Source organism: Megamonas sp. Calf98-2 (assembly GCF_900110235.1).
Taxonomy (GTDB): domain Bacteria; phylum Bacillota; class Negativicutes; order Selenomonadales; family Selenomonadaceae; genus Megamonas; species Megamonas funiformis.
Genome location: NZ_FOCY01000002.1, coordinates 66,383 through 91,867, shown reverse-complemented (window position 1 = coordinate 91,867; position 25,485 = coordinate 66,383). Strand labels below are relative to the sequence as shown.

Here is a 25,485-nt window from a genome sequence, read left to right as displayed (position 1 = left end):
AATTTTTTGGAGAATAAACATTTTAAATCAGGTTTTGTAGCAGTTATTGGTAGACCAAATGTAGGAAAATCTACATTGATAAACAGTCTTATTGGACAGAAAATAGCGATAATGTCTGATAAACCACAGACTACACGCAATAAAATTATGTGTGTATTGACTACAGATAATGAACAAGTAATTTTCTTAGATACGCCAGGTATTCATAAACCTTTGCATAAATTAGGTGAATACATGGTAAAAGCAGCAGAAGGCACATTAAAAGAAGTTGACGCTATTTTATTTGTTGTTGATGCTACTGAAGATTTAGGTGGTGGTGAACGTTACATTATGGAACGTTTGCAAGCTACAAAAAAACCAGTTATTTTGATTGTAAATAAATTAGATTTAATTGATAGACAATCCGTATTGCCGATAATTGAAAAATATACAAAAGCATATGATTTTGCAGGTGTAGTGCCAATTTCTGCTAAAGAAAAAATGAATTTGGATAGTTTACTTGCAGAATTAAATAAATATTTACCAGAAGGGCCACAGTATTATCCAGCGGATACAGTAACTGACCAACCAGAACGTTTGATAGCTGCGGAAATGATACGTGAAAAGGTACTTCATTTGACTCGTGATGAAATACCCCATGCTATAGCTGTAGATATTGAGGAAATGAAATCCCGTGCTAATGATAAAGTTTATATTCGTGCAACTATCTATGTTGAACGTGAATCACAAAAGGGAATTGTCATTGGTAAACGTGGTGCATTATTAAAAGAAATAGGGGCATTAGCTCGCAAAGATATCGAGACAATGCTTGGCTCTAAAACTTATTTAGATTTGTGGGTAAAAGTCAAAAAAGATTGGCGCGACCGCAGTAATGTGCTTCGTGAATTAGGTTTTAGAGATTGATAAAGGAAGACGTGCTTAACATGATGAATAGATTATCACATTATTTTATTAATGGGCTTATAGTATTAGTACCAATTGTTATAACTTACTTTGTAATTGCTACAGTATTTGCCTTAGTAGAAGGTATAGTAGAAAGTTATATACCACTTAAATTTCCAGGTGCAGGTGTAGCCTTATTAATTATCGTTATTTTAGTTGCTGGCTGGATAACATCAACTTGGTCATGGGCTTCTCAGCGAATTATCAGCTATTTTGAAACAGTAGTAGATAAAATTCCAGTTGTAAAATTTATTTACAATAGTGTTAAGCGTGTTTCTACAATGTTATTTGAATCAAAAACGATGTTTAGTCAAGTCGTTTTAATTCCTTATCCACATCCAAATGTAAAAACTATTGGATTTTTAATGCCAAAACCATCATCATTACTTGCTCCATATTTAAGTAAAGATGAAGAATATGAATCTGTATTTTTACCATGGAGTTTAAATATGACTTCTGGATTTAATGTATTTGTACCTAAAAAAGATATAATTTATGTGGATATCTCTGTAGAAGATGCTTTTCAATATATATTGACAGCTGGTGGTGTAATGCCAGGTGCTGATGTAAAAGCAGATTTAGCAAAAATACAAGAAGTTAAGGAAAAAATGGAAAAAGCTCAACAAGAAAAAAATATGGATTCTGTTGAAAACAAGTAAAATATTAAAAGGGAAAATAAACTAATATGGCTATTTATACAACAGAAGTATTAGTTTTAGGTGTAAAAAATTGGGGTAACGCAGATAAAATCGTTACCCTTTTATCACCTACTTATGGAAAAATAACAGCAGCAGCATATGGTTGTCGACGTCCTAAAAGTCCATTAGCAGCATCTATGCAACCTTTTTCATGGTTAGATATTCAATTATCTAAAGGTGAAAAGATGGATACAGTTCGCCAATGTGAACATAAAGGATTTTTTTCTGATTTATATGAGGATTTGACGGCAATGGCATATGCTTCTTTTATTGCAGAATTAGCTAAAGAATTATGCAGTGAAGATGAACCACAAGCAGAGATTTATGAAAAATTATTAAAGATTTTACCTTGTCTAACAAAATTTAATCCTCGTATTTGTGCTTTAGCTAGTGCTTATCAGATTTTTGAATATACTGGCTGTCAACTTCATTATAGTCAGTGTGCATTATGTGGAAGTAAAATCGAAGGCGATTGTCATTTTGATGCTATGCAAGGTGGAGCAATCTGCACATCTTGCAGTCAAGGAAAGCAGATAAATTATCCAGCTTCAGTAAGATTATTTATAGAGCATCTTTTACATTTAGATTGGGATAATCCACCTAAATTTCAAGTAAAAGGTATTGATTTGATAAATGCTGAAAAAATTCTATTAGATTATATACAATCTTTAATTGGCAAGCCTTTTAAATCGCTCACTTTTATTAAGCAAGTTACAAGTTTATCGTAAATAAATTTTATAAAAATATTTGCAAAATTTATTCAAAAAAGCAGGATTTTTAGCCACATATGCAGAATATAATTAATATAAAATAACTTGAAAATATATTATAATTAAGGCACCAAGGAGGGTTTGGTTATGGATAACGTAAAACGTATTTTAGTTCCAATCGATAGTTCTGAAATTGCTGAACGTGCTATGCAACAGGCTATAAAAATTAATCGCCTTAATGAAGCAGAAGTTCATATTTTATATGTAGCAGATATTAATAAGTTAGCAATTAATGCTTATTTATCTGATAACGTATTGATTGAAATTGAAAAATCAGGTCAATGTATTTTAAATGCAGCAAAAGAATTGTTCCCAGAAGGAATGAAAATTGTTTGTGCATATAGAACTGGAGACCCAGCTGAAGCAATTAGAGATTATGAAAAAGAAATTTCTGCAGATTTAATTGTTATGGGTAGTAGAGGTTTAGGTCTTGTACGAGGTGTATTGCTTGGTAGCGTAAGTAAATATGTGTTAGAACATGCCAAATGCCCAGTTTTGATTGTAAAATAATATAAATATTAATTAAAAAATTAACCCCAATAATTAGTACATTCTAGTTATTGGGGTTTTTATTTTATATTGAATTTAATTTGTATTAATAGGGTTAATATCCACTGTTATATTTTTATCAATATCTACTTTACATTCACGCAAATAATTTCGTAAGGTATCCAAATCATTTGTTTTTAATAGTAAATTAAAGCGATACATTCCTTTGAAATTTGCGATTAAAGATGGAGCAGGGCCCATGACAATAATATTTTTATTATCTTGGAATTTATCTTTGATGAGTTTTTTTAAATTTTGTGCTTTAGTTAAAGCATTTTCTTCATTTTCGTCTTGAATTATTAATTTTATGAGCTGACAAAAAGGTGGATAATACATAGCTTTACGCAATAAAATTTCTTCATTATAAAAATGACTATAATCTTGTTGAATACCGCATTGTACAGCATAATGTTCTAAATTATATGTTTGTACGATTACTTGTCCACGTTTATTTTTTCTACCAGCACGACCAGCTGTTTGAGTTATTAAACCAAAACAACGTTCGCTTGCTCTAAAATCTGGTAAGTTTAGGCTAGAGTCTGCACTTATGATGCCAACAGCTGTTACAGTAGGTATATCATGACCTTTAGCGACCATCTGCGTACCTAATAAAATATCATATAGACCAGCTTTAAATTGCTTTAAGATATCTAGATGAGCGAATTTTTTGCCAGTAGTATCTCTATCCAAGCGAATTATTCTAGCTTGAGGAAATAAAGTGGATAATTCTTCCTCAAGTTTTTCTGTTCCTGAGCCGAAAAATTTGATATATTTACTATTACATTTTGGGCAGATAGTAGGAACGGTTTCTGTGATATCGCAATGATGGCATTGTAAGATACCACGACGATGATAAACAAGTGGTAAATCGCAGTATTTGCATTTGATAACATGACCGCAAGCTCTGCACATTACAAAAGTGGAAAAACCTCTGCGATTTAACATGATGATAATTTGTTCTTTTTTAGCTAGAGTATCTGCAATTAATTCTTTTAATTTTAAAGAAATGATTTTTCGATTGCCCATGCGTAGTTCTTCACGCATGTCCACTCCTTCAATATATGGTAAGGGAAGATTATCTATACGATTAGGCATTTTTAATAAAACATATTCGCCTATTTGCGCTTTATAATAACTCTCTAAAGAAGGTGTAGCACTACCCATGATTAAAGTAGCATGATAAATTTCAGCCATTTTTTCAATGATGTCATGACTGTGGTATCGAGGTGATTCATCTTGCTTATATGAAGGGTCATGTTCTTCGTCCATTACAATTAAGCCTAAATCTTCAAATGGAGCAAATAATGCTGAACGAGCTCCAATGATGATACTTACTTGTTTCGTACGAATTCGCCAAAATGTATCATTTCTTTCCCCTATAGATAATCTACTGTGAATAACAGCGACATCATCAGCAAAATATTCTTTAAAAGAAGTTACTAATTGCCCTGTAAGGACGATTTCAGGAACTAATATAAGGATTTGTTTACCTAAAGCACGTGCTTTTAAAGCCATTTCTATATAGATTTGAGTTTTGCCACTACCTGTAACGCCATATAGTAAAAATTTTTGTTTTCCTTGATGTTGAGCTATTTCTATATTTTTTAAGGCTGTCATTTGCTCTGATGTCAGTTTTTTATCTGCATTTTGTTTAGTAGTTATTTGATGATAACTATCTCGCAATATTTGTTTCTTTTCTAATTTTATATAGTCTAAATCAGCAAGTGCTTTTAATGTAGGTAGAGAGATTTTTTCATTTGATAAATCTTTAGTGGAAGCTTCTTTTATTTTAGCTAAATATAATAAAGCTTTTTTTTGAGCTGGTTTATTTTTTAAAGTTGCTAAAATATCATCATTAACTGTTACATTTAAAGAAGCATAAGTGATATAAATTTTATTAGCTTTTGTTTTATAAGTATAATCTCGGATAATTAGTTTTTTGGAGATGAGTTTATCTAGTAAAGAAGATAAATTATCAATTGTACTGAATTTATGTTGTAAAGTCAATAAATCAGTATTTTTTTGTAGAGAAAGATATTCAAGCAAAGATATTTCAATTGCTGATAGTTTATTTTTAGGGAATAAATCATATTTTTGTTGGTTAATATTAAAAATAGGGCGAATTTGTATACTATTTTTTCCGGGGATAAATAACCGCATAGTTTCGCCTAAAGAACATAGATAAAAATCAGCCATCCATTTGGCGGTAGTATACATTTGAGGTGTAAACCAAGCTTCCGTATCAATAATATCTTTGATTTCTTTTAATTTAGTTATATCTATATTATGTTCGTTATTTGCATATATTTTAATAATAAAGCCTTCCATAATTCTATTGCCGAAAGGCACTAAAACACGACAACCTTCTTTTAAAATATCAAATTTCTCAGGAATTATATAAGTGTAAGCCTTAGCAATACTTTTAACGGGAATATTAATATATATATCTGCAAGTTTTTTCATATAATCACGTACCTAATCAAGTAATATGTTTATATTATAATATATCTATTTGATTTTAGAAAATATGAGAAAGGATATTTTATATGTATTACAGAATTTTATAATTAGAATAATTTGCGTGAAGGAGAATTTTTATGAATCCATTATTAAGAAGATTATTGCTAATTATATTGGGAATATCAATAGCATTTTCGTTTTTATCGTTTTTTTCGGCAAAATAGATTGAAAGGAGATTTTAGAATGTTAAAAAACAGAATTAAAAAATCTATTGGTATTTTAACTATGGCATGTTTCTTAGCAACACCTATTAGTTATGTCATAAGTGCAAATACAACAGAGGCTGCTCCGCCACCTTCACCTAGACATGGTCGTCATAGATAAAGAAAAACCTCTGATAAATTATTTATCAGAGGTTTTTTATATAATATTATTATAAGCCAGCTTGTTTTCTTAATGTTTCAGCTTTGTCAGTATGTTCCCAAGGAAGATCTACATCTGTACGACCGAAATGACCATAAGCTGCTGTTTGAGCATAAATTGGACGACGTAAGTCTAATTCTTTGATGATACCTGCTGGACGAAGGTCAAAGTTATCATTTACAAGTTTTGTGATAACGTCTTCAGTTACTTTATTAGTGCCGAAAGTATTGATGCTGATAGATACAGGTTTTGCAACACCAATAGCATATGCTAATTGGATTTCACATTTATCAGCAAGACCAGCAGCTACGATATTTTTAGCTACATAACGAGCTGCATATGCTGCAGAACGGTCTACTTTTGTTGGATCTTTACCGGAGAAAGCTCCGCCACCATGACGAGCCATACCACCATAAGTATCAACAATGATTTTACGACCAGTAAGACCAGTATCACCTTGTGGACCACCGATAACGAATTTACCAGTAGGATTGATGAAATATTTTGTTTCAGATGTTAAAAGTTCAGCAGGAACAACAGGTTTAATTACTTTTTCCATGAGGTCTTGTTTAATTTGTTCTAAAGTAACATCTGGGTCATGTTGAGTAGAGATAACAATAGTATCTACAGCAACAGGTTTACCATCTTCATAAACAACTGTTACTTGAGTTTTACCATCTGGACGAAGATAAGAGAGTTCACCAGATTTTCTAACTTCAGTAAGACGACGAGCGAGTTTATGAGCTAAAGCGATAGGAAGAGGCATATATTCAGGAGTTTCATTTGTAGCATAACCGAACATCATACCTTGGTCACCAGCACCAAGATCTGTTTTGTCTGCTTCGCCTTCTTTTGCTTCTAAAGATTTATCGACACCCATAGCAATATCAGGGGACTGTTCATCAATAGATAAAGAAATACCACAAGTATCGCAGTCTAAACCGAATTTTGCACGAGTATAACCGATATTGCGGATAGTTTCACGAACGATAGATGGAATATCTACATAGCAATCGGTGGATATTTCACCAGCTACATGGATTTGACCAGTCATAGCGAAAGTTTCACAAGCTACACGACCATTTGGATCTTTGGCTAAAATTGCATCTAAAATGCTATCAGAAATTTGGTCTGCTACTTTATCAGGATGACCTTCAGTAACAGATTCAGAAGTAAATAATACTTTGTTGGACATTTAGGAACCTCCTAGTATATTTTTTTATATCTTAACAATTAAAAAATAACATAAAAAAAACTCTCTAAACTTAAACGCGAGAGAGTTTATATCCATCTCTCATCTTCTAAGTAAAACTTAAAGGATTTGGCACCGTTTGATAAATGCTCAATGGTTGCCGCAACGTCATTGGGCCAGTCCCTCAGTTGCTCTTGATGAGTTATTCTATATAATTGCTAATCATTATCATATAGAAAAAATAGATTTTTGTCAATATCTTTGTTATAAAAATAATTTATTATTCTAATCTAAAATATAAATAAGAAGGCTCCTAAAATAGAAGCCTTCTTGGAGATTTTTATTAAATCATATTGTTTCTATAAGTTGCATAGAGTTCTTTTAATTCTTCCATTTTATCGTACATTTCTACCTGTAAGCTAGAAGCTGTAGCAAAATCTCCAGAATTTAAAGCATTGATTAACTGAGTGAATAAGGATTTATTATCGATGCTGTCTTTAGCAAGATAATAACGAATGCGGTTGAGTTTATTCCAGTTGTAAGAATCTTCATCAGTTACATATGCAGATTTAATTTCTTTAAATTTGCTGATAAGCATACGATTTTCAGGAATAATACGGCTGATAAGTTCAGTTTTCCAACGAATTAATTCACCTTCAACAAATGCATCAATAATTTTATCGCTGAATGCTTTACCTTCAGTTAAAACTGCACGTTTTTCAGGATATTTTTTCAAGTTAGAGAAGTTTTCCCAAACTGTTGCAGGATGTACACCAAAACGTTGATGACGTTCTTCTTCAGTGTAATCTTCAAATACATCATCTTCAGCACGATAAGCACGGTCTTTTTCTAAGTAACCAGCATCATCACCTACATCTTTGGAGATTTCAGCAAGTAATTCAGCAGTAGTTTTAGTAACAGCGTATATAACACCATCAAGGATAGATGTATAAATAGCAGCAAGTACAAGATAAGTGTTTGTATATGGATTACAAGCGCGAAGTTCAAAACGAGTAGCTTTTGGATTGTTAACATCACGAATAAGACCAGCTAAGATTGTACGGTTACGAGATGGAACTTCTGGTTTATGACCTAAGGAAGTAACGATACATACAGGAGCTTCAAAACCTGGTTTTAAACGATTTAAGGAGTCATTAGTTGCGGATACGAATGGGTTGATAACTTCATAGTTTTTAAGTAAGCCCATGATAGCACCATAACCTACAGCACTCATGAAGTCTTTTTTCATATCAGTTGGAGCAAATAAGTTTACGAAAGAACCATCATTCATGATAGCACCAATACCGAAATGAGTATGTTCACCATTACCAGCAAGACCGATCATAGGTTTTGCTTTGAAGTTTACTTCAAGACCATTTTCACGGAAGATTTCTTTTACAAGGATACGAACAACGAGTTCATTATCAGCAGCTTGAAGTGCATCAGCGAATTTCCAGTCAATTTCTACCTGTTCGCAAACATGAGTCATATTACCATCAGTATCCATATGACCTTTCATACCACCAACTTCTTTATGACCCATTTCAGGGGAAAGACCATAAGCTTCAAGAGCTAACATGCACTGTTCAAGAGCTGTACGAACAGCACCGCGTGTACGTTGCCAATATTGTTCTTGCATAACCTGAGATGCGGACATTTCAGGGATATCTGCTTCACTAAGTGGAGTTTTTACCCAGAATTCAAGTTCAGTAGCGGAAGTAAATACGATATCTTTTACATCTGCGCCATTGATGTGTTCTAAGCCGGAGATTTTAGCATTATTTTTAAAGAGATCTAATAAACCTTTTTTTACATAAGTTAAAGTGTTAGCTAAGATGGAACGGGAGTCTACAGCTTTGCCATCATGAATAAGAGCTGCAGGAATACGGAGAGTACCAACTGGTTTACCGAGTTCATCATCATAGCTTTCGATATTGTAATCAACGAACCAATTAACAGTAGGATCAATTGGCATATCTACTTTAGCATTATTTAATGTAGCAATACCTGTTAATACTACAGAAGAACCATCTGTTTGAACAGCAGAGCCATTATAGAAAGAGTCAATATCTTCAAGAAAAACTCTCATAGGAATTTTTTCATCAGTATCATTACCAGCTAAATCGATACCTACTAAAGAAACAAATTTAATTTCAGGATGTTGTTTCAATGTAGCAATAATATCTTCTTTTTTAGAATTTGCAGGAATAACATATAATAAATCGTTCATTAAAAGACCCACCTTTTATTAACAAAATTTATGTAGCAACTAAAAAAAGCCGTATGAAAACAAACCTGACTGCATTAATGTCATAAAAACCTATTAATAAAAATATATTGAATAGATATATTAATGCACAGATGTTTCATATGGCTCCATTGCCTTTGCTGTTCTATTTTACGAGATTTATAATATCATATTCAAAAGTATTTGTCTAGTAGTTATTTTTTTATTTTTAATGTAACAGTGTATTTTTATCATTGGCTTTTTATTAAAATTTGTTAAGACTTTTCGATAATATGATATTCTTAACTAACTAAAAAATAAAATAGCACCCTAAAATTAATCTTATTTTAGAGTGCTATTATTTAATTTAAAATTTATGCTTCCATTTTGCGAATTGGATTAAATGTGAATTCTTCACCGTTTACGTTAATATCTACAGTGTCGCCTTCTTTGATATTACCTTTGATGATTTCTTTACTTAATTGAGTTTCTACAGTATGAGATAATAATCTACGAAGTGGACGAGCACCGAAGTTTGGTTCAAATCCTTCATCTGCAAGTTTAGTCAAAGCTTCATCAGACCAAGAAAGTGAAATATTAACTTGATGTTGTAGACGTTTATTAAGATTTTCGAGCATGATGCGAGCAATTTGACGTACTTGTTCTTTAGCTAAAGCTTTGAATACGATAATATCATCAACACGATTTAAAAATTCAGGACGGAAATAATCTTTTAAGATATCGCGTACTAATTTTTCAGCTGTAGCAAAATCTTCTTGATTTAAGATTTCATGACTACCTAAGTTTGATGTCATAATGATAACAGTATTTTTGAAGTTTACAACTCTACCTTTACCATCAGTTAAACGACCATCATCTAAGATTTGTAATAATACATTGAATACATCACGATGAGCTTTTTCAATTTCATCAAGTAAAATTACGCTATATGGACGACGGCGAACTGCTTCAGTGAGTTGACCACCTTCATCATAGCCAACATATCCTGGAGGAGCCCCAATTAAACGAGCTACAGAATGTTTTTCCATATATTCGCTCATATCGATACGAATAATACTGCGTTCATCATCAAATAGACTTTCAGCTAAAGTTTTTGCAAGTTCAGTTTTACCTACACCAGTAGGGCCGAGGAAAATGAAAGAACCAATTGGACGATTAGGGTCTTTGATACCAGCACGAGCACGAATAATAGCTTCACTTACGGCTTTTACAGCTTCATCTTGACCGACAACACGTTCATGGAGAACATCTTCTAGATGTACGAGTTTTTCTCTTTCACCTGTGAGCATTTTAGTAACAGGAATACCAGTCCAACGACTTACTACTTGGGCAATATCTTCTTCAGATACTTCTTCTTTTAAGAGACGATTGCCTTCTTCATCATGAACAGCTTTTTCCATTTCTTCAAGTTCTTTTTGAAGTTGTGGTAATTTACCGTATTTGATTTCAGAAGCTTTGGCATAATCGCCACTGCGTTGAGCTTTTTCCATTTCCGTATTGGCACTATCCATTTCTTTTTTGATAGCACGTAAACGAACAATACCTTGTTTTTCTTTATCCCATTTTGCTTTTAATTCATTTTCTTCATTTTGTAATTTAGTTTTTTCGTCAATGAGTTTGGCAAGTTTTTCTTTAGATGCTTCATCAGTTTCTTTATTTAATGCTTCTTCTTCTATTTGTAATTGCATGATTTTACGACGCAATTTTTCAATAGGTTCTGGCATAGATTCGATTTCAGTACGAAGTTTGGCAGCGGCTTCATCAACTAAGTCGATAGCTTTATCTGGTAAAAATCTATCGGAGATATATCTATCAGATAATACAGCTGCAGAAACAAGTGCATTATCACGAATTCTTACACCGTGATGAACTTCATAACGTTCTTTTAAGCCACGCAAGATAGAAATAGTATCTTCTACAGATGGCTGACCTACCATTACAGGTTGGAAACGACGTTCAAGAGCTGTATCTTTTTCAATATATTTACGATATTCATTTAAAGTAGTGGCACCAATACAACGGAGTTGTCCACGTGCTAACATTGGTTTTAATAAGTTACCAGCATCCATGGCACCTTCAGTTGCACCTGCACCTACTACAGTGTGAATTTCATCGATGAATAATAAAATCTGTCCATCGGATTTAGAGATTTCATTTAATACAGATTTTAGACGTTCTTCGAATTCACCACGATATTTAGCACCAGCGATTAATGAGCCCATATCGAGAGAATATAATGTTTTATTTTTTAGCGATTCTGGAACATCACCTGCTACGATACGGCGAGCTAAACCTTCAACGATAGCAGTTTTACCAACACCAGGTTCACCGATTAATACTGGGTTATTTTTAGTACGACGAGATAAGATTTCGATAGTACGGCGGATTTCTTCATCACGGCCAATAACAGGGTCGAGCTTACCAACTCTTGCCATAGCTGTTAAATCACGACCGTATTTTTCAAGTGATTTATAACCACTTTCAGGATTATCACTATTTACATTTTGTTTACGTTCTGATTTAATTACAGATTGGATTTTATTTTGATGTAGATTGAATTCTCTACATAGTGCTTGCATTTCATCATCGCTATCGCTGACAATAGCTAATAATAAATGTTCTGTACTTATATATTCATCATTCATGTTTTCGGCAAGTTTTGCTGCTCTGCCTAATACACGAACCATTTCAGTGCTCATACCTAGACGGCTTTGACCTTTTACACTAGGAATTTTTTTGAGCATTTGTTCTAGTTTTGCTTTGAGCATAGGTAAATCTACTCGACATTCAGCAAAAATAGTAGCGAGTAAACCTTCAGGTTCTTTGATTAAGGCTGAAAGTACATGAGCTGATGTGATTTCTTGATGATAGCGAAGTGCTGCTTCTTGCTGTGCGGATTGCATAGCTTCTAAAACTTTTTGTGTATATTTTTCTTCACCCATGATGTATACCTCCAAGTCATGATGAGTAGTATTCAAATTAATAAAAGTATAAATTCATTGAAGTAGTTATTATACTAAAATAATAAATTATATTTTACTTTAGTTTTAATATCTGCTTACAAAACATATTATAAAAGCTAAAAGTCAAATTGTCAAACATTATTTTTGACTTTTTGACTTTTCCTTTAAAAAAATTTTAGCTACACTGAAAATCTTTATATTATAATAGGATAGAGGTGATTTTATTTATGGAAAGACTCATAGGTTTTGCTCCATCTATTGATGAAAATTGTACTACTATTATTTTAGGTTCAATGCCAAGTGTAAAATCTTTGGAACAACAACAATATTATGCACATCCTCAAAATAGATTTTGGAAATTAATGGCTATATTTTTTAATGAAGGAATAATACCAACTATTTATCAAGAGAGACTAGATTTATTGAGAAAAAATCATATTGCTCTTTGGGACTCAATAGATTCTTGTATTCGAGAAGGTAGTTTAGATAGTGCCATTTGTGATGAAGTACCAAATGATTTTAAAGCTTTATTTGCTAAATATCCTAAAATAAAAACTATTTGTTTTAATGGCGGAAAATCTTTTCAGTGCTTTAAGAAATATAATAAAGATATTTTAAAAGATGAAACATATACTTTTTATACATTACCATCTACAAGTCCAGCCAATGCTAAATTTCGTTTGCCAATGCTTCAAGAAGTTTGGCAACAAGCTTTAGCTAGACATATAAACAATAAATAGATTTTATAAAATAAAAAAGGTACCTACAAAATATTTCATAGGTACCTTTTCGTTATTATCATGGTAATGTTTTTATTTTATCGATTGGCCAGAAGATTAAAACAGCTTTACCTTTGATTAAATCAAATGGTACCATGCCTACATCAGCGAAACGACTATCTTCGGAATTGTTGCGGTTATCGCCCATTACAAAGATATGTCCTTCTGGTACAGTAGCCAGTGGATAATCTCCTCTAGTTGTGCTTAAGATATATGGTTCATTTTTTAATTCCCCATTTACATAAACATGACCATCTTTAATTTCGATAGTATCTCCAGGAATTGCAATTACACGCTTGATAAAATCACGGCTAGGGTCTTTTGGATATTGGAATACTAAAATATCTCCACGTTCAGGGTCATGTAAATTATAAATAAATTTATTAACGACTAAACGTTCTTGATTTTGTAATGTCGGACGCATAGAAGGTCCATCAACTAAATATAATTCTACTACAAAATGACGAATGAATAAGGCTAAGACAACAGCGATAGCTATGGAAATAACCCAATCTTTAATTTCACTACCTAAAGATGACTCTTTTTTATCAGCCATGATAATCCTCCCTCTACTAGAACATACTAATAAAACAAAAGGGACTTGCCATAGGCAGTCCCTCTTATGAAGATATTAGCGTCTTTCTTTAATACGAGCAGCTTTACCAGTAAGGTTACGAAGATAATAAAGTTTTGCTCTACGAACAATACCTCTACGAGTAACTTCGATTTTTGCAAGGCGTGGGGAATGTACTGGGAAAGTACGTTCAATACCAACACCATAAGAAATTCTTCTTACTGTGAAGTTTTCACGAACGCCAGAACCTTGGCGAGCGATTACAACACCTTCGAACATCTGAATACGTTCGTTGGATCCTTCAACTACTTTTACATGTACGCGAACGCTATCGCCAGGGATGAATTTAGGGATATCGTTACGTAATTGTTCCTGTTCTAAAGCCTGAATAATATTCATTATTTTTCCTCCTTAATTCAAACGTTCATATAAGAATATCTCACAGCGGACCGTTTGTTGCATACTAGGCTATTTTATCATATAAAAATGGGCTATGCAATATATTTTTTGGAGATTTTTCGAGAATTTGACAAATATTTTAGGATAATTTATATTAAAGGCAGAATATGAAAAAGGGAGCTTGTAGACAGGCTGAGAGGAAGTTGTGAACTTCGACCTATGACCTGATTTGGATAATGCCAACGTAGGGAAATATTAGTTTGATTACGTATTTTCAAGGAAATGGCAGGGCTATTTCCTTTTTTTAATATTTTTATTTTTTATGAGGTGATTTTTTGTCTACATTTTTTACATCAACAAATAACTCTAGTTTTAATGTATCATTGATTTGGTTTGGTACAGCAGTTTCTGTGGCTGAAATCATGACAGGAACTTTTTTAGCACCACTTGGCATGAAAGATGGATTTTTAGCTATTTTAGTAGGTCATGTAATTGGCGGAATTATTCTTTACTTAGCAGGGATTATCGGTGCTAATAAACGTTGCAGTGCTTCTGAAAGTATTAATTTATCTTTTGGTAAGTTGGGTTCTGTTAGTTTCTCTCTATTAAATACTATTCAATTAATAGGTTGGACTTCTATAATGACCATCATTGGGGCACAAGCTTTCAATAAATTAATGGCATCTTTATGGAATATGGGAGAAAATACTATTTTATGGACAATTATCATAGGTCTTTTTCCTTGCATTTGGATTTTTAGTACAATGGATTTTGTAAGTAAGATAAATAAAGTAGTAATGCTTTGTTTATTGCTTGCTTCTTTATATTTAGGTTTTGGGGCTGTAGTTTCTGCAAATGAAGTGGTAACTTCTTTAGATGAAAGTATGAGTTTTGGCATGGTGGTAGAATTAAATATTGCTATGTGTTTATCATGGATGCCAGTTATTTCAGATTATACAAGAACACTTAAAAATCAATCTACAGGTACATTGAGCTGTGTAGTGGCATATTGTTTTGGCAGTATTTTAATGTATACAATTGGCTTAGGTAGTGCTGTTCATTATGGGATAACAGATATTTGTGATATTTTCATGTTATCTGGATTAGGTGTTATTTCTTTAGTTGTTATTTTATTATCTACAGTAACAACAAATTTCATTACGATAAATTCTTCAAGTATTTGTTTAAATCATATCAGTAATCAATTAGATGTAAAATATACAGCGTTTTTTGTATGTATAATTTCTACATTGCTTGCTATTTTCTTATCCATGGAACAATATGAAACTTTCCTTTATTTTATAGCAGCAACTTTTGCACCGTTATTTGCTATTGCTTTTTCTGAATATTTCTTTAGCCATAATATTTATCATCAAAATTCACTTATCACTGGTAAAAATTGTCTTTTATGGTTAATTGGTTTTATAGCTTATGAATTGTTGATTGATTATAGCACTTTTATTGGGATTACTGTGCCAGTTATGTTAGCTATAGCCATTATTAATATTTTTGTTAATCAATTGATTGGGGCAAAAAGATTTAGTTTGAATAAGAGATATTAAAAGTATTTTATTATTTAGCCATAAATCTAAAAGTAAACAACATAAATATATTGACAAGGATTTTTTCTTTTGCTAGACTTTATGTACAGCAATGAACTAGAAAAGTAACTTTAATCAGCGAGTAGTGATGGTGTAAGACTACAAAAAGTGAATGGCACTAGGGAGCTTTATAATAATAAATAACATTCTAAAGAGGACTTAAATATATTTAAGTCAATCAGGGTGGAACCGCGGGAATACATCTCGTCCCTGTAACATTTTGTTGTTACATGGGCGAGATTTTTTATTTTGTCGCCCATGAATATCAAGGAGGTATATTTATGACATTTCAGGAAATTATCCTGACTTTGCAGGAATTTTGGTCTAAGCAAGGCTGTATTTTAGCTCAACCTTATGACGTGGAAAAAGGTGCAGGTACTATGAACCCTTCTACATTTTTACGTGTACTTGGCCCTGAACCTTGGCATGTAGCATATGTAGAACCATCTCGCCGTCCAGCTGATGGTCGTTATGGTGAAAATCCTAACCGTTTATTCCAACATCATCAATTCCAGGTAATTATGAAACCATCTCCTGATAATATTCAGGAACTTTATTTACAGAGCTTAGCAAAACTCGGTATTAATGAAAAAGAACATGATATCCGTTTTGTTGAAGATAACTGGGAATCTCCAACACTTGGTGCTTGGGGTCTTGGTTGGGAAGTTTGGCTTGATGGTATGGAAATCACACAGTTTACTTATTTCCAACAAGTAGGTAGTGTTGATGTAAAACCTGTAGCTTCTGAAATCACTTATGGTCTTGAACGTATTGCAATGTATATTCAAGAAAAAGAAAATGTTTATGATATTGATTGGAATGGCACATACACTTATGGTGATGTATTCCATCAAAATGAATTTGAACAATCCACTTATAACTTTGAACTTGCAGATACTGCTCTTTTATTTGACCTTTTCGATAAATACGAAAAAGAAGCTGTTCGCGTAATTGAGCTTGGCTATGTTCATCCAGCATATGATTATGTATTGAAATGTTCTCATACATTTAACTTGCTTGATTCTCGTGGAGCAATCAGCGTATCTGAACGTACAGCGTTTATTTCTCGTGTACGTAATCTTGCTCGTCTTTGTGCTCAATGTTATTTAAAACAGCGTGAAGAACTCGGCTATCCTCTCTTGAAGAAAGGAGCAAAATAATAATGGCTAAAGATTTATTATTAGAAATTGGTACAGAAGAAGTTCCTGCTCATTTTATGCCAGGAATTTTAGCTCAATTAAAAGAAAAAGCAACTGCAAAATTTCAAGAAATGCGTCTTGATTTTGATGAAGTAACAACTCTTGGTACACCTCGCAGAACTGCACTTTTAGTAAAAAATCTTGCAGAAACTCAACAAGGTGCATCTAGTGAATATAAAGGCCCATCTACTGCTATCGCTTTTGATAAAGATGGCAATCCTACAAAAGCAGCTATTGGTTTTGCTCGTGGTAAAAAAGTAGATGTTGCTGATTTAGTAGTAAAAGATGGTTATGTATATGCTGTTTCCAGCGAAGAAGGCAAACAGACTGTAGAACTTTTACCTACTTTATTAAAAGAATTAGTAGAAGGTTTGAACTTCCCTAAAAATATGCGTTGGGGCGATTTAGATTTCCGCTTTGTACGTCCACTTCGTTGGCTCGTAGCTTTGTATGATGAAGAAGTAATTGATTTTACAGTAGCTAATGTAAAATCTGGTCGCGTATCTCGTGGTCATCGTTTCTTAAGTGAAGGCGATTTCACAATCAATAAAGCAAGTGATTATGAACAAGCTTGTAAAGATGCATTTATTATTGTAGACCAAGAAAAACGTCGCGATATCATCAAAGCACAGATTGAAGAAATTGCAAAAGCTCATAATGGTCATGCAGAAATCACTGAAGATTTATTAGAAGAAGTAATTTATCTTGTAGAATATCCAACAGCACTTTGTGGAACTTTTGAAGATAAATATCTTAAATTACCAAAAGAAGCAGTAATGACTCCAATGAGAGATCATCAGCGTTATTTCCCTGTTTTAGATGATAATAACAATTTATTACCATTATTTATTACAGTTCGCAACGGTGGCGATTATTGTTTAGATAAAGTACAGCATGGTAATGAACGTGTACTTCGTGCAAGACTTGCTGATGCTCAATTCTTCTTTGATGAAGATAGAAAGCATAGTCTTTATGATTATGTAGAAAAATTAAAAACTGTAGTATTCCAAGAAGGTCTTGGTACAATTTATGATAAAGCTAATCGTTTAGCAGAACTTTCTGCTTTCATTGGCGAAAAAGTAAATGCTACAGAAGCTGAAATAAAAACAACTAAACGTGCTGCAATCTTAGCAAAAGCTGACCTTGTATCTGCTATGGTTTGTGAGTTCACTGAACTTCAAGGTATTATGGGTCGTGAATATGCACTTTTAGATGGTGAAGGTCAAGAAGTAGCAACTGCTATTTATGAACATTATATGCCACGTTTTGCAGGTGATGCAGAACCAGCTAGCGTAGCAGGTCGTCTTGTTTCTTTAGCTGATAAAATGGATAATATCGTAGCTACATTCAGTCGTGGACTTGTACCAACAGGTTCTCAAGATCCATTTGCACTTCGCCGTCAAGCTCTTGGCATTGTGCATACAATCATTGAAGCAAACTACACTATTTCCATCAGTGAAATTGCAGATAAAGCAATGGATTTACTTAATATCACTGATAGTGAAAAACGTGCTGAAATCCAGAAAAATGTAGCAGAATTCTTCACTTTACGTCTTAAAAATGTACTTGGCGATAATGATGTTCGCTATGATATTATTGACGCTGTACTTGAAAATGCAGATGAAGTTGCAGGTACTTATGCTAAAGCTTGTGTAACAGCTCAAGAAATCGCTTCTGGTGTATTAAATGATGCAATTCAAGCTTTTGTACGTGTAGGTAACATCAGCAAAAAAGCAGAAAATAATGTTATTAATGAAGCATTATTTACATTAGATGAAGAAAAAGCTCTTTATAATACTTATGTAGCAGTAGCTAAAGATGTAGAAACTGCTTTAAATAATAAAGATTATAAAACAGCTATTGATAAAATGCAGGAACTTACTGCACCAATCAATAATTTCTTTGATAATGTAATGGTTATGGATAAAGACGAACAAATTAAAAATAATCGTCTTGCACTTCTTAAAAATATTGATACACTTATTAAATCTATTGCAGATTTCGGTAAAATCGTATTATAAGAATGATTGATAAAAGGCTAGGTAGTTAAATGTTAGGTTTAACTATCTAGCTTTTTTGTTATAATTATTGATCTATCAGCATTTTTGCATAAAGATGAATATATCACTTGGTAAATTCAAAGAAAGGGGCATTTTGATGAAAGTTTATCAGATACGCATAAAATTATATTTATTAAAGGATATCATGGCACAAGATGTGCAAATTATGTTGACTAGATTTATTGATAAAAGTTTATTTGCAAAAGAAAATCTAGGAAAATTACATAATACAAATACATATAAAAATTATTGCTATGATTTATTATCGCCATTGGAAAAAGATAAAATCTATAAAAAAGGCAAGATATATACTTTGACCATCAGAACTATTGATGAGGATATGGCAGAATTTTTCTATGAAGTTTGTCCAAATATAAATACTAGAGAATTTAAAGGGCTGACAGCAGAAAAAAGAGTTTTGCCACGAAAGATAATAGAATTTATCTATACTTTGACACCAATGATAATTAAGGCAGAAAATGGTTATTGGAAAAATTGCATGAGTCAAGAAGAATTTGAACAGCGATTTATTATTAATTTAACTAAGAAAATAAATAATTTCAAAGGCGATATAAATGATAAAGATGAAATAAATATGGAAAAATTTTATTCCACTATAGAATTTTTAAATAAAACACCTGTGCCAATGAAATATAAAAATATAAAACTTCTCGGCGATAAAGTGCGTCTTGCTGTCTTAGATGATGAAAAATCTCAAGAAATGGCATATTTATCTTTAGGCGTGGGCTTAGGTGAGATGAATTCACGAGGAGCAGGTTTTGTGAATTATCGTTGGCTATAAATTCAAACTAGATGATTGAGGAAAAAACTTGATTATCTAGTTTTTTTATAGAAAGATTTATATATATAATTAGGAAAAAACTTTATTATAATAATGGTTTTGAAGTTGCTTTATCTAGGATTTATGCCTATAATAAAGTATTGATATATCTTTGATGAGGTGGTCAAATGGCAAGTAAAGCTTTTTTAGTAGCACTACAGTATGGAATGCTTCTTTGTATCTGTGGTTATATTTTTGTAACTGTAAAATCCATGTTCAAAGATTTGAAAAGTACTTCCAGCTTAAAGCCAGTGAAAGAAGAATCTGCACAAAATGAAGTGGCTTTAATAGTACTAGAAGCAGCAGATCCTAAATTGGCTAATAAGAAAATATCTTTTTCTGGTCAAATCTCTATCGGTAGAGGTAAAGAAAATGATATTGTATTAGATGATATTTATGTATCACATCATCATGCTGTTATTAGTCCAGTTCGCAATCTTTATCAGATTGAGGATTTACAAAGTCGAAATCACACCTATATAAATGGTAATATTCTTAATGGCAAAGAATTTTTACAAAATGGTGATGTTATAAAAATAGGTTGTGTATCATTCCGTTTTGAGAGGTGAGAGCTATGATAATTACTCATGCTACTGATATTGGTTGTGTACGTACTACAAATGAAGATAGTTATCTTTGTATTGAACCACATATTTATGCAGTTGCAGATGGCATGGGAGGACATGCAGCTGGAGAGATTGCCAGTCGCATAATGGTGGATACTATAAAATTTCATTTGGAGAATAAAAATCCTGATGAATGTAGTGAAGAATGTTTAAAATCTGTTGTCTTAGAAGCGAATAAACAAATTATGAGAGCTTCTAGTGAAAATCCTGATTATAATGGCATGGGGACTACGATTAGTTTATTTTATGTTCATTATGGTTATGCCACATGGGCTCATGTAGGTGATAGCAGGATTTATTTATTGCGTAATGGTCAAATTTATCAATTGACAAATGACCATTCTTTGGTGAATGAATTATTAAAACAAAATAAAATCACAGCACAGGAAGCTGAAAATTATCCACATAAGAATATTTTAACAAGAGCAGCTGGTGTTTCTGTGAATTTAAATGTAGATACAGGTTATTGTGATATTTTACAAGCGGATAAATTCCTTATTTGCTCTGATGGTCTTACAAATATGGTGGATAATGAGGAGCTAAAAAATATCTGTTATGATAGTAATATAAAAGATAAAGCTCAACATTTAGTACAAAGAGCTATTAATTATGGTGGAAAAGACAATATTACATGTATCGTGGTGGAAATATCATGATAAAAAAGGGATATATTACATTAGTATTTTCAATTTTATTATTATTTTTGGGTACATTATTAATCAATATCAAAAATAATACTTTGACTAATGAAGCATTTATTCCAGCCGGAATATTATCTGTTATTTTTATCGTAGTACAGATAATAAGCGTCAGATTGCGAAAAAATGCGGATAATTATTTATTATCATTAGTCATGTTTATGTCGAGTATCAGTGCTATCATGATTTTGCGATTGAAGCCAGATTTATATATGCATCAGATAGTATGGATATGTATAGGGCTTATTGTATTTTTGATAATTGTAACAGTATCTGATAGGTTGTTAGAATTATTGGATTATCCTTATGTACTAGGATTTGGGGCTTTGATAATTATTTGTTCTGTACTTATATTTGGTACAGATATCGGTGGTAATCGTAACTGGATTATCTTAGGGCCTATTCAAGTACAGCCTTCAGAATTTGCGAAATTATTGATTATAGCCTTTTTATCTTCGTTTTTATCCGAAAATAAAAATGTCTTAGTATTGCCTAGCCGTGGCTGGAAATTCATTCATTTACCGCCATTTAGATTTTTAGCTCCATTGTTATTGATATGGAGTGCATCAATTTTGATGTTTGTAAGTCTTCGAGATTTAGGCTCAGCATTATTATTTTTTGGCATAGTTGTCATCATGACTTATGTAGCTACAGGTAAAAAATTATATGTAGCGATAGCATTATTTTTCTTTTCATTATCTTCATATATAAGTTATTTATTGTTTGCTCACGTGCAAACTCGTGTAGCTATTTGGTTACATCCTTGGGACGACCCGATGGGCAGTGCTTATCAAATAGTACAATCATTATTTGCTTTTGGTTATGGCGGAGTTTTCGGCACAGGATATACATCTGGCTTTCCTCGTTTAATACCAGAAGTTCATACTGATTTTATTTTTGCTGCTATTGGAGAAGAATTTGGTTTAATAGGTGTAACCTTTTTATTGTTGGCATATTTATTATTATTTATGCGAGGCATAAAAGCTGCTTTACTTTTGACTAATGAAAAATATAAATTGATGGCATTTGGCTTAGCTATAACTTTATTATTACAGACATTTATCATATTAGCTGGTGTAACTAAGCTGTTACCACTCACAGGTATTACTTTACCTTTTATTAGTTATGGTGGTAGTTCTATGGTTTCATCTTTCATTTCACTAGGGCTATTATATGCTCTCAGTAGTAAGGAGAGATAAGTTTGCATAGACAAAATAGTATAGATAAACATATATATACAATCGTAAAAGTATTTATTGGCTTATTTGCAATAATCTTTATTAATCTAGCATATATTCAAATATATCAAGCTGAAGATTTATTAAAAGATAGTCATAATTCACATGTAGCAGAAAAAGCATTACAAGTACAACGCGGTAAAATTTTAGATAGAAATGGCGTGGTGCTTGCAGATACTACAGTGGAAAAAGATGGATTTAAAAGGGTATATCCTTATGGCGAGATTTTCGCTTCGCCAATTGGTTATGTAAGCGATAAATTAGGTTATGCTGGCATAGAAAGTACGCAAAATACTTATCTTGCTGGTAATAATTTAGTATTGCATGCATTAGGGCCTATTTCTCAAATTTTTGAACAAAATGTGGGAAATGATGTTCATTTAACACTCAATGCAGACTATCAACAAGCAGCTTATGACGCTTTAGGTAATCGCAAAGGGGCAGTTGTAGTTTTAAATCGTAAAACTGGTGAAGTATTAGCAATGGTTAGTAGACCAATGTTTAATCCCAATACGATTGATGAAGATTGGGATAATCTTCGTGTAGATGAAAATAGTCCTTTATTAAATCGTGCTAGTCAAGGTTTATATCCACCAGGTTCAGTAATCAAGCCTATGATAGGTGATGGTGTATTGACAAGTGGAGTAGCGACTACAGATACTGTGGTTAATTGTACAGGGGCTTTACAATTAAGCGGAGGATATTCTCTATCAGATAGTAGTGGAGAAGTTCACGGTGGTGTGAATTTAGCCAAAGCTATAGAGGAATCTTGTAATAGTTATTTTGGTACAATGGGTATACGTTTAGGTAGTGATGGTTTAAAAGAAACTTTCTCTCGTTTTGGTTATGACCAAGAACTTGATACAGATTTCATCAACAATAAACCACAATTACCTGATTTTGATAATTTAAGTGATGGAGAATTTGCTCAAGTAGGTATTGGGCAATCTACTTTACTCGTAACACCGCTTCGCATGGCTATGTTAGCTGGAAGTATAGGGAATGAAGGTATCATGATGAAACCTTTCGTAGTAAATGCCATTACAGCTCCAGATAATAGTATTTTAGAACAACATCAACCGATGACTTGGCGACAAGTATCTTCACCAGAAACAATAAATATCATCTATGAAGATATGAAAAATGTTATTAATCATGGTACAGGTACAAGAGCCAAAGTTTCTGGTATTGAAATGATAGGTAAAACAGGTACTGCTGAAAATTCTACAGGCAAAGACCACGCTTGGTTTATTGGTTGTGCAAATATGCCAAATGAAGATATTGCATTTGCTGTTATCGTAGAAAATAGCGGATTTGGTGGTAGTGAGGCTGCACCTATTATAAAAAATATACTCACAAGTATTTTAGCAAAGGAAGGGAAGTAAAATGTCTACGCTCTTAGACAATCGTTATGAATTAATTGAACGTATAGGCGACGGTGGTATGGCAGAAGTTTATCGCGCTCATGATAAGATGTTAGACCGTTTCGTGGCTGTTAAAATTTTACATCCGCAATTTACAAGTGATGAATCATTTGTAACAAGATTTCGTCGTGAAGCTCAAGGAGCTGCTAAATTATCACATCCGAATATTGTTAGTATTTATGATGTAGGCTCTTGTGATGGTAAATACTATATAGTAATGGAATATATAAAAGGAGAAACTTTAAAAGATAAAATAAATCGTGAAGCTCCTTTACCAATAGATGTAACACTTAAAATTGTACAGGAAATAGCAGAAGCTTTAGAAAATGCCCATGCAAACCATCTTGTACATTGTGATATTAAACCGCATAATATCTTGATTAATGAAGCAGGTCATGTAAAAGTAGCTGATTTTGGTATAGCTAGAGCTACATCATCATCAACAATAACATATACAGGTACAATTGTAGGTTCTGTACATTATTTTTCTCCAGAACAAGCAAAAGGTCATACTATTAGCCCAAAATCAGATATTTATTCTTTAGGTGTAGTAATGTATGAAATGCTTACAGGTAAAGTTCCTTTTACAGGTGAAACTGCTGTTAGTATTGCGATAAAACATCTTCAAGAACCACCAATTCCACCACATGAATTGCGTCCTGATATACCAGCAATTGTTGAAGCTATAGTATTAAAAGCAATGGATAAAAATCCAGATAATCGTTTCTCTAGTACAGAAATGATTAAAGAAATTGAACAGGCAAAAAGAAAACCATTTGCAAAGGTTAATGTACCAACAGAAGACCCGTTTGCAACAAGAGTGCTTACTAGTGAAGAAATAGAACAATTACAAAATATTGAACCTAAGAAAACTACAGTAATACCAAATTATAGTCAGCCTGTATACCAAGAAAATAAAGTAGAACCACAGAAAAAATCAAAGAATTCGTTTAATAAAACATTTATTATGGGCTTGATTTTTATTCTAGTGTTAGGTTTTGGTGTAGGTGCATTTTTATCCTATGGTGATTTTTGGAGCAGTAAAACTGTAGAAGTGCCAAATGTAGTAGGTATGAGTCAAGCACAGGCTGAAGAAACTTTGAAAGCAGAAAACTTGCGTGTAGAAGTAGCAGAAACCTTTGATGAGTCAGTGCCAGTGGGAAAAGTTGCTTCACAAACTCCAGAAGCTGGTAAAACTGTAAAAGAATCTCGCTTAGTTACTATTTATATAAGTAAAGGCGGAGAAGAAATCAATATGATTAATTTAGTAGGTTTGAGCCAAAGTGAAGCAGAAAATCAACTTGCTAAATTGAAATTGAAGATTGGTCAAGTTACAGCAGAGTATTCTGATAAACCAAGTGGAACAGTATTAAAACAATCTATATCTGCTAATAATAAAGTTAAAAAAGGTGCTAATATAGATATTGTAATAAGTAAAGGTAAAGAAGTTAAAAAAGTATCTGTACCAAATGTAGTTGGACAATCTGTAGATTCTGCAAGAGCTACGCTAGAAGCGCAAGGATTTAATGTAAGTGCAAGTGCTTCATCTGGTAGTGTAACAGCACAAAGTGTATCAGCTGGTTCTCAAGTAGAAACAGGCACTACTATTGAATTGACTGTATCTTCTGGTAGTGCAGATAGACATGAAAATAGCACAAATACAAATGTACCAGATAAAAATGAACAAACAAATACTACTAATACGGGAACAACTAATACAACAACGCCAGAAAAACCAGCGATAGAAGTTCCACAAAGACAAAGAGATTAGTATAATAGAATTAAATTAGTTTTATGAAAT

General features: G+C 32.6%; 21 protein-coding genes and 2 riboswitches. Of the genes, 15 read left to right on the top strand and 6 right to left on the bottom strand.

The window, feature by feature from the left end; translation table 11 throughout:
* Nucleotides 1–6: 6 nt before the first annotated feature.
* The 4 genes from era to BMX03_RS01065 all read left to right on the top strand — a co-directional run bounded on the left by era (nucleotide 7) and on the right by BMX03_RS01065 (nucleotide 2,920).
* The gene (era, locus tag BMX03_RS01080) at nucleotides 7–903 is read left to right on the top strand and encodes a GTPase Era (RefSeq protein WP_008538141.1); all 897 of its coding nucleotides are present in this window, start codon (nucleotides 7–9) and stop codon (nucleotides 901–903) included.
* A gap of 20 nt (nucleotides 904–923) precedes the next feature.
* On the top strand, nucleotides 924–1,601 hold the full coding sequence (locus tag BMX03_RS01075; protein ID WP_008538140.1) for a DUF502 domain-containing protein: 678 nt from the start codon (nucleotides 924–926) through the stop codon (nucleotides 1,599–1,601).
* 26 nt (nucleotides 1,602–1,627) lie between these two features.
* Nucleotides 1,628–2,368, top strand: coding sequence for a DNA repair protein RecO (recO, locus tag BMX03_RS01070; protein ID WP_008538138.1), 741 nt, complete (start codon nucleotides 1,628–1,630; stop codon nucleotides 2,366–2,368).
* 129 nt (nucleotides 2,369–2,497) lie between these two features.
* Complete coding sequence (locus BMX03_RS01065; protein WP_015562408.1) at nucleotides 2,498–2,920, top strand: universal stress protein; 423 nt, start codon at nucleotides 2,498–2,500, stop codon at nucleotides 2,918–2,920.
* A gap of 75 nt (nucleotides 2,921–2,995) precedes the next feature.
* On the opposite strand, the gene priA is transcribed toward BMX03_RS01065, so the two are convergent.
* A complete protein-coding gene (gene priA / locus BMX03_RS01060; protein WP_091693277.1) occupies nucleotides 2,996–5,422 on the bottom strand; it encodes a primosomal protein N' in 2,427 nt (808 codons plus the stop codon).
* Between the two features lie 240 nt (nucleotides 5,423–5,662).
* On the opposite strand from priA, the gene BMX03_RS11080 reads away from it, so the two are divergent.
* A complete protein-coding gene (locus BMX03_RS11080) occupies nucleotides 5,663–5,803 on the top strand; it encodes a hypothetical protein (RefSeq protein WP_022228652.1) in 141 nt (46 codons plus the stop codon).
* 49 nt (nucleotides 5,804–5,852) lie between these two features.
* Here the strand turns inward: BMX03_RS11080 and metK are convergent, their stop codons facing one another.
* The 3 genes from metK to clpB all read right to left on the bottom strand — a co-directional run bounded on the left by metK (nucleotide 5,853) and on the right by clpB (nucleotide 12,224).
* The gene (metK, locus tag BMX03_RS01055; protein WP_091693276.1) at nucleotides 5,853–7,037 is read right to left on the bottom strand and encodes a methionine adenosyltransferase; all 1,185 of its coding nucleotides are present in this window, start codon (nucleotides 7,035–7,037) and stop codon (nucleotides 5,853–5,855) included.
* A gap of 96 nt (nucleotides 7,038–7,133) precedes the next feature.
* A riboswitch (SAM riboswitch) is annotated at nucleotides 7,134–7,238 on the bottom strand.
* A gap of 139 nt (nucleotides 7,239–7,377) precedes the next feature.
* Nucleotides 7,378–9,264 carry a type I glutamate--ammonia ligase gene (locus BMX03_RS01050; protein WP_091693273.1) on the bottom strand — a complete coding sequence of 629 codons (1,887 nt, stop codon included), beginning with the start codon at nucleotides 9,262–9,264 and terminating at the stop codon, nucleotides 7,378–7,380.
* 371 nt (nucleotides 9,265–9,635) lie between these two features.
* Nucleotides 9,636–12,224, bottom strand: a complete 2,589-nt coding sequence (gene clpB, locus BMX03_RS01045; protein ID WP_091693271.1) for an ATP-dependent chaperone ClpB — start codon at nucleotides 12,222–12,224, stop codon at nucleotides 9,636–9,638.
* 248 nt (nucleotides 12,225–12,472) lie between these two features.
* Between clpB and BMX03_RS01040 the strand changes: the two genes are divergently transcribed.
* Nucleotides 12,473–12,985 (top strand): DNA-deoxyinosine glycosylase, encoded by a 513-nt coding sequence (locus BMX03_RS01040; protein ID WP_091693269.1) that lies wholly within the window; start codon nucleotides 12,473–12,475, stop codon nucleotides 12,983–12,985.
* Between the two features lie 58 nt (nucleotides 12,986–13,043).
* On the opposite strand, the gene lepB is transcribed toward BMX03_RS01040, so the two are convergent.
* Complete coding sequence (gene lepB, locus BMX03_RS01035) at nucleotides 13,044–13,580, bottom strand: signal peptidase I (protein ID WP_022227885.1); 537 nt, start codon at nucleotides 13,578–13,580, stop codon at nucleotides 13,044–13,046.
* Between the two features lie 75 nt (nucleotides 13,581–13,655).
* Nucleotides 13,656–13,997 carry a 50S ribosomal protein L19 gene (gene rplS / locus BMX03_RS01030; RefSeq protein ID WP_008538128.1) on the bottom strand — a complete coding sequence of 114 codons (342 nt, stop codon included), beginning with the start codon at nucleotides 13,995–13,997 and terminating at the stop codon, nucleotides 13,656–13,658.
* Between the two features lie 163 nt (nucleotides 13,998–14,160).
* A riboswitch (TPP riboswitch) is annotated at nucleotides 14,161–14,267 on the top strand.
* Between the two features lie 65 nt (nucleotides 14,268–14,332).
* Here rplS and BMX03_RS01025 point away from each other — a divergent pair.
* The 9 genes from BMX03_RS01025 (at nucleotide 14,333) to pknB (ending at nucleotide 25,455) form a co-directional block, all read left to right on the top strand.
* Entirely contained in the window at nucleotides 14,333–15,559 is a 1,227-nt protein-coding gene (locus BMX03_RS01025; RefSeq protein ID WP_091693267.1) for a cytosine permease, read from the top strand.
* A gap of 320 nt (nucleotides 15,560–15,879) precedes the next feature.
* Complete coding sequence (gene glyQ, locus BMX03_RS01020) at nucleotides 15,880–16,758, top strand: glycine--tRNA ligase subunit alpha (RefSeq protein ID WP_008538126.1); 879 nt, start codon at nucleotides 15,880–15,882, stop codon at nucleotides 16,756–16,758.
* 2 nt (nucleotides 16,759–16,760) lie between these two features.
* Nucleotides 16,761–18,818: a glycine--tRNA ligase subunit beta gene (gene glyS / locus BMX03_RS01015; protein ID WP_091693264.1), complete on the top strand. Its 2,058-nt coding sequence runs from the start codon at nucleotides 16,761–16,763 to the stop codon at nucleotides 18,816–18,818.
* A 136-nt stretch (nucleotides 18,819–18,954) separates the two neighbouring features.
* The gene (gene cas6 / locus BMX03_RS01010; protein ID WP_022227882.1) at nucleotides 18,955–19,659 is read left to right on the top strand and encodes a CRISPR-associated endoribonuclease Cas6; all 705 of its coding nucleotides are present in this window, start codon (nucleotides 18,955–18,957) and stop codon (nucleotides 19,657–19,659) included.
* Nucleotides 19,660–19,826: 167 nt separating this feature from the next.
* Nucleotides 19,827–20,267 carry an FHA domain-containing protein gene (locus tag BMX03_RS01005; protein ID WP_008538123.1) on the top strand — a complete coding sequence of 147 codons (441 nt, stop codon included), beginning with the start codon at nucleotides 19,827–19,829 and terminating at the stop codon, nucleotides 20,265–20,267.
* A 5-nt stretch (nucleotides 20,268–20,272) separates the two neighbouring features.
* Nucleotides 20,273–20,980: a Stp1/IreP family PP2C-type Ser/Thr phosphatase gene (locus tag BMX03_RS01000; protein WP_091693262.1), complete on the top strand. Its 708-nt coding sequence runs from the start codon at nucleotides 20,273–20,275 to the stop codon at nucleotides 20,978–20,980.
* Nucleotides 20,977–22,221 (top strand): FtsW/RodA/SpoVE family cell cycle protein, encoded by a 1,245-nt coding sequence (locus tag BMX03_RS00995; RefSeq protein ID WP_018999003.1) that lies wholly within the window; start codon nucleotides 20,977–20,979, stop codon nucleotides 22,219–22,221. The genes BMX03_RS01000 and BMX03_RS00995 overlap by 4 nt, the downstream gene beginning before the upstream one ends.
* A 2-nt stretch (nucleotides 22,222–22,223) precedes the next feature.
* On the top strand, nucleotides 22,224–23,645 hold the full coding sequence (locus tag BMX03_RS00990; RefSeq protein ID WP_091693260.1) for a peptidoglycan D,D-transpeptidase FtsI family protein: 1,422 nt from the start codon (nucleotides 22,224–22,226) through the stop codon (nucleotides 23,643–23,645).
* 1 nt (nucleotide 23,646) lies between these two features.
* The gene (pknB, locus tag BMX03_RS00985; protein WP_091693258.1) at nucleotides 23,647–25,455 is read left to right on the top strand and encodes a Stk1 family PASTA domain-containing Ser/Thr kinase; all 1,809 of its coding nucleotides are present in this window, start codon (nucleotides 23,647–23,649) and stop codon (nucleotides 25,453–25,455) included.
* Nucleotides 25,456–25,485: the final 30 nt, after the last annotated feature.

Coding starts and splice junctions, on each gene's coding strand:
- BMX03_RS01075 (WP_008538140.1), top strand. CDS start 924: ATGATGAATAGATTATCACATTATTTTATTAATGGGCTTATAGTATTA.
- recO (WP_008538138.1), top strand. CDS start 1,628: ATGGCTATTTATACAACAGAAGTATTAGTTTTAGGTGTAAAAAATTGG.
- BMX03_RS01065 (WP_015562408.1), top strand. CDS start 2,498: ATGGATAACGTAAAACGTATTTTAGTTCCAATCGATAGTTCTGAAATT.
- priA (WP_091693277.1), bottom strand. CDS start 5,422: ATGAAAAAACTTGCAGATATATATATTAATATTCCCGTTAAAAGTATT.
- BMX03_RS11080 (WP_022228652.1), top strand. CDS start 5,663: ATGTTAAAAAACAGAATTAAAAAATCTATTGGTATTTTAACTATGGCA.
- metK (WP_091693276.1), bottom strand. CDS start 7,037: ATGTCCAACAAAGTATTATTTACTTCTGAATCTGTTACTGAAGGTCAT.
- BMX03_RS01050 (WP_091693273.1), bottom strand. CDS start 9,264: ATGAACGATTTATTATATGTTATTCCTGCAAATTCTAAAAAAGAAGAT.
- clpB (WP_091693271.1), bottom strand. CDS start 12,224: ATGGGTGAAGAAAAATATACACAAAAAGTTTTAGAAGCTATGCAATCC.
- BMX03_RS01040 (WP_091693269.1), top strand. CDS start 12,473: ATGGAAAGACTCATAGGTTTTGCTCCATCTATTGATGAAAATTGTACT.
- lepB (WP_022227885.1), bottom strand. CDS start 13,580: ATGGCTGATAAAAAAGAGTCATCTTTAGGTAGTGAAATTAAAGATTGG.
- rplS (WP_008538128.1), bottom strand. CDS start 13,997: ATGAATATTATTCAGGCTTTAGAACAGGAACAATTACGTAACGATATC.
- glyQ (WP_008538126.1), top strand. CDS start 15,880: ATGACATTTCAGGAAATTATCCTGACTTTGCAGGAATTTTGGTCTAAG.
- glyS (WP_091693264.1), top strand. CDS start 16,761: ATGGCTAAAGATTTATTATTAGAAATTGGTACAGAAGAAGTTCCTGCT.
- cas6 (WP_022227882.1), top strand. CDS start 18,955: ATGAAAGTTTATCAGATACGCATAAAATTATATTTATTAAAGGATATC.
- BMX03_RS01005 (WP_008538123.1), top strand. CDS start 19,827: ATGGCAAGTAAAGCTTTTTTAGTAGCACTACAGTATGGAATGCTTCTT.
- BMX03_RS01000 (WP_091693262.1), top strand. CDS start 20,273: ATGATAATTACTCATGCTACTGATATTGGTTGTGTACGTACTACAAAT.
- BMX03_RS00995 (WP_018999003.1), top strand. CDS start 20,977: ATGATAAAAAAGGGATATATTACATTAGTATTTTCAATTTTATTATTA.
- pknB (WP_091693258.1), top strand. CDS start 23,647: ATGTCTACGCTCTTAGACAATCGTTATGAATTAATTGAACGTATAGGC.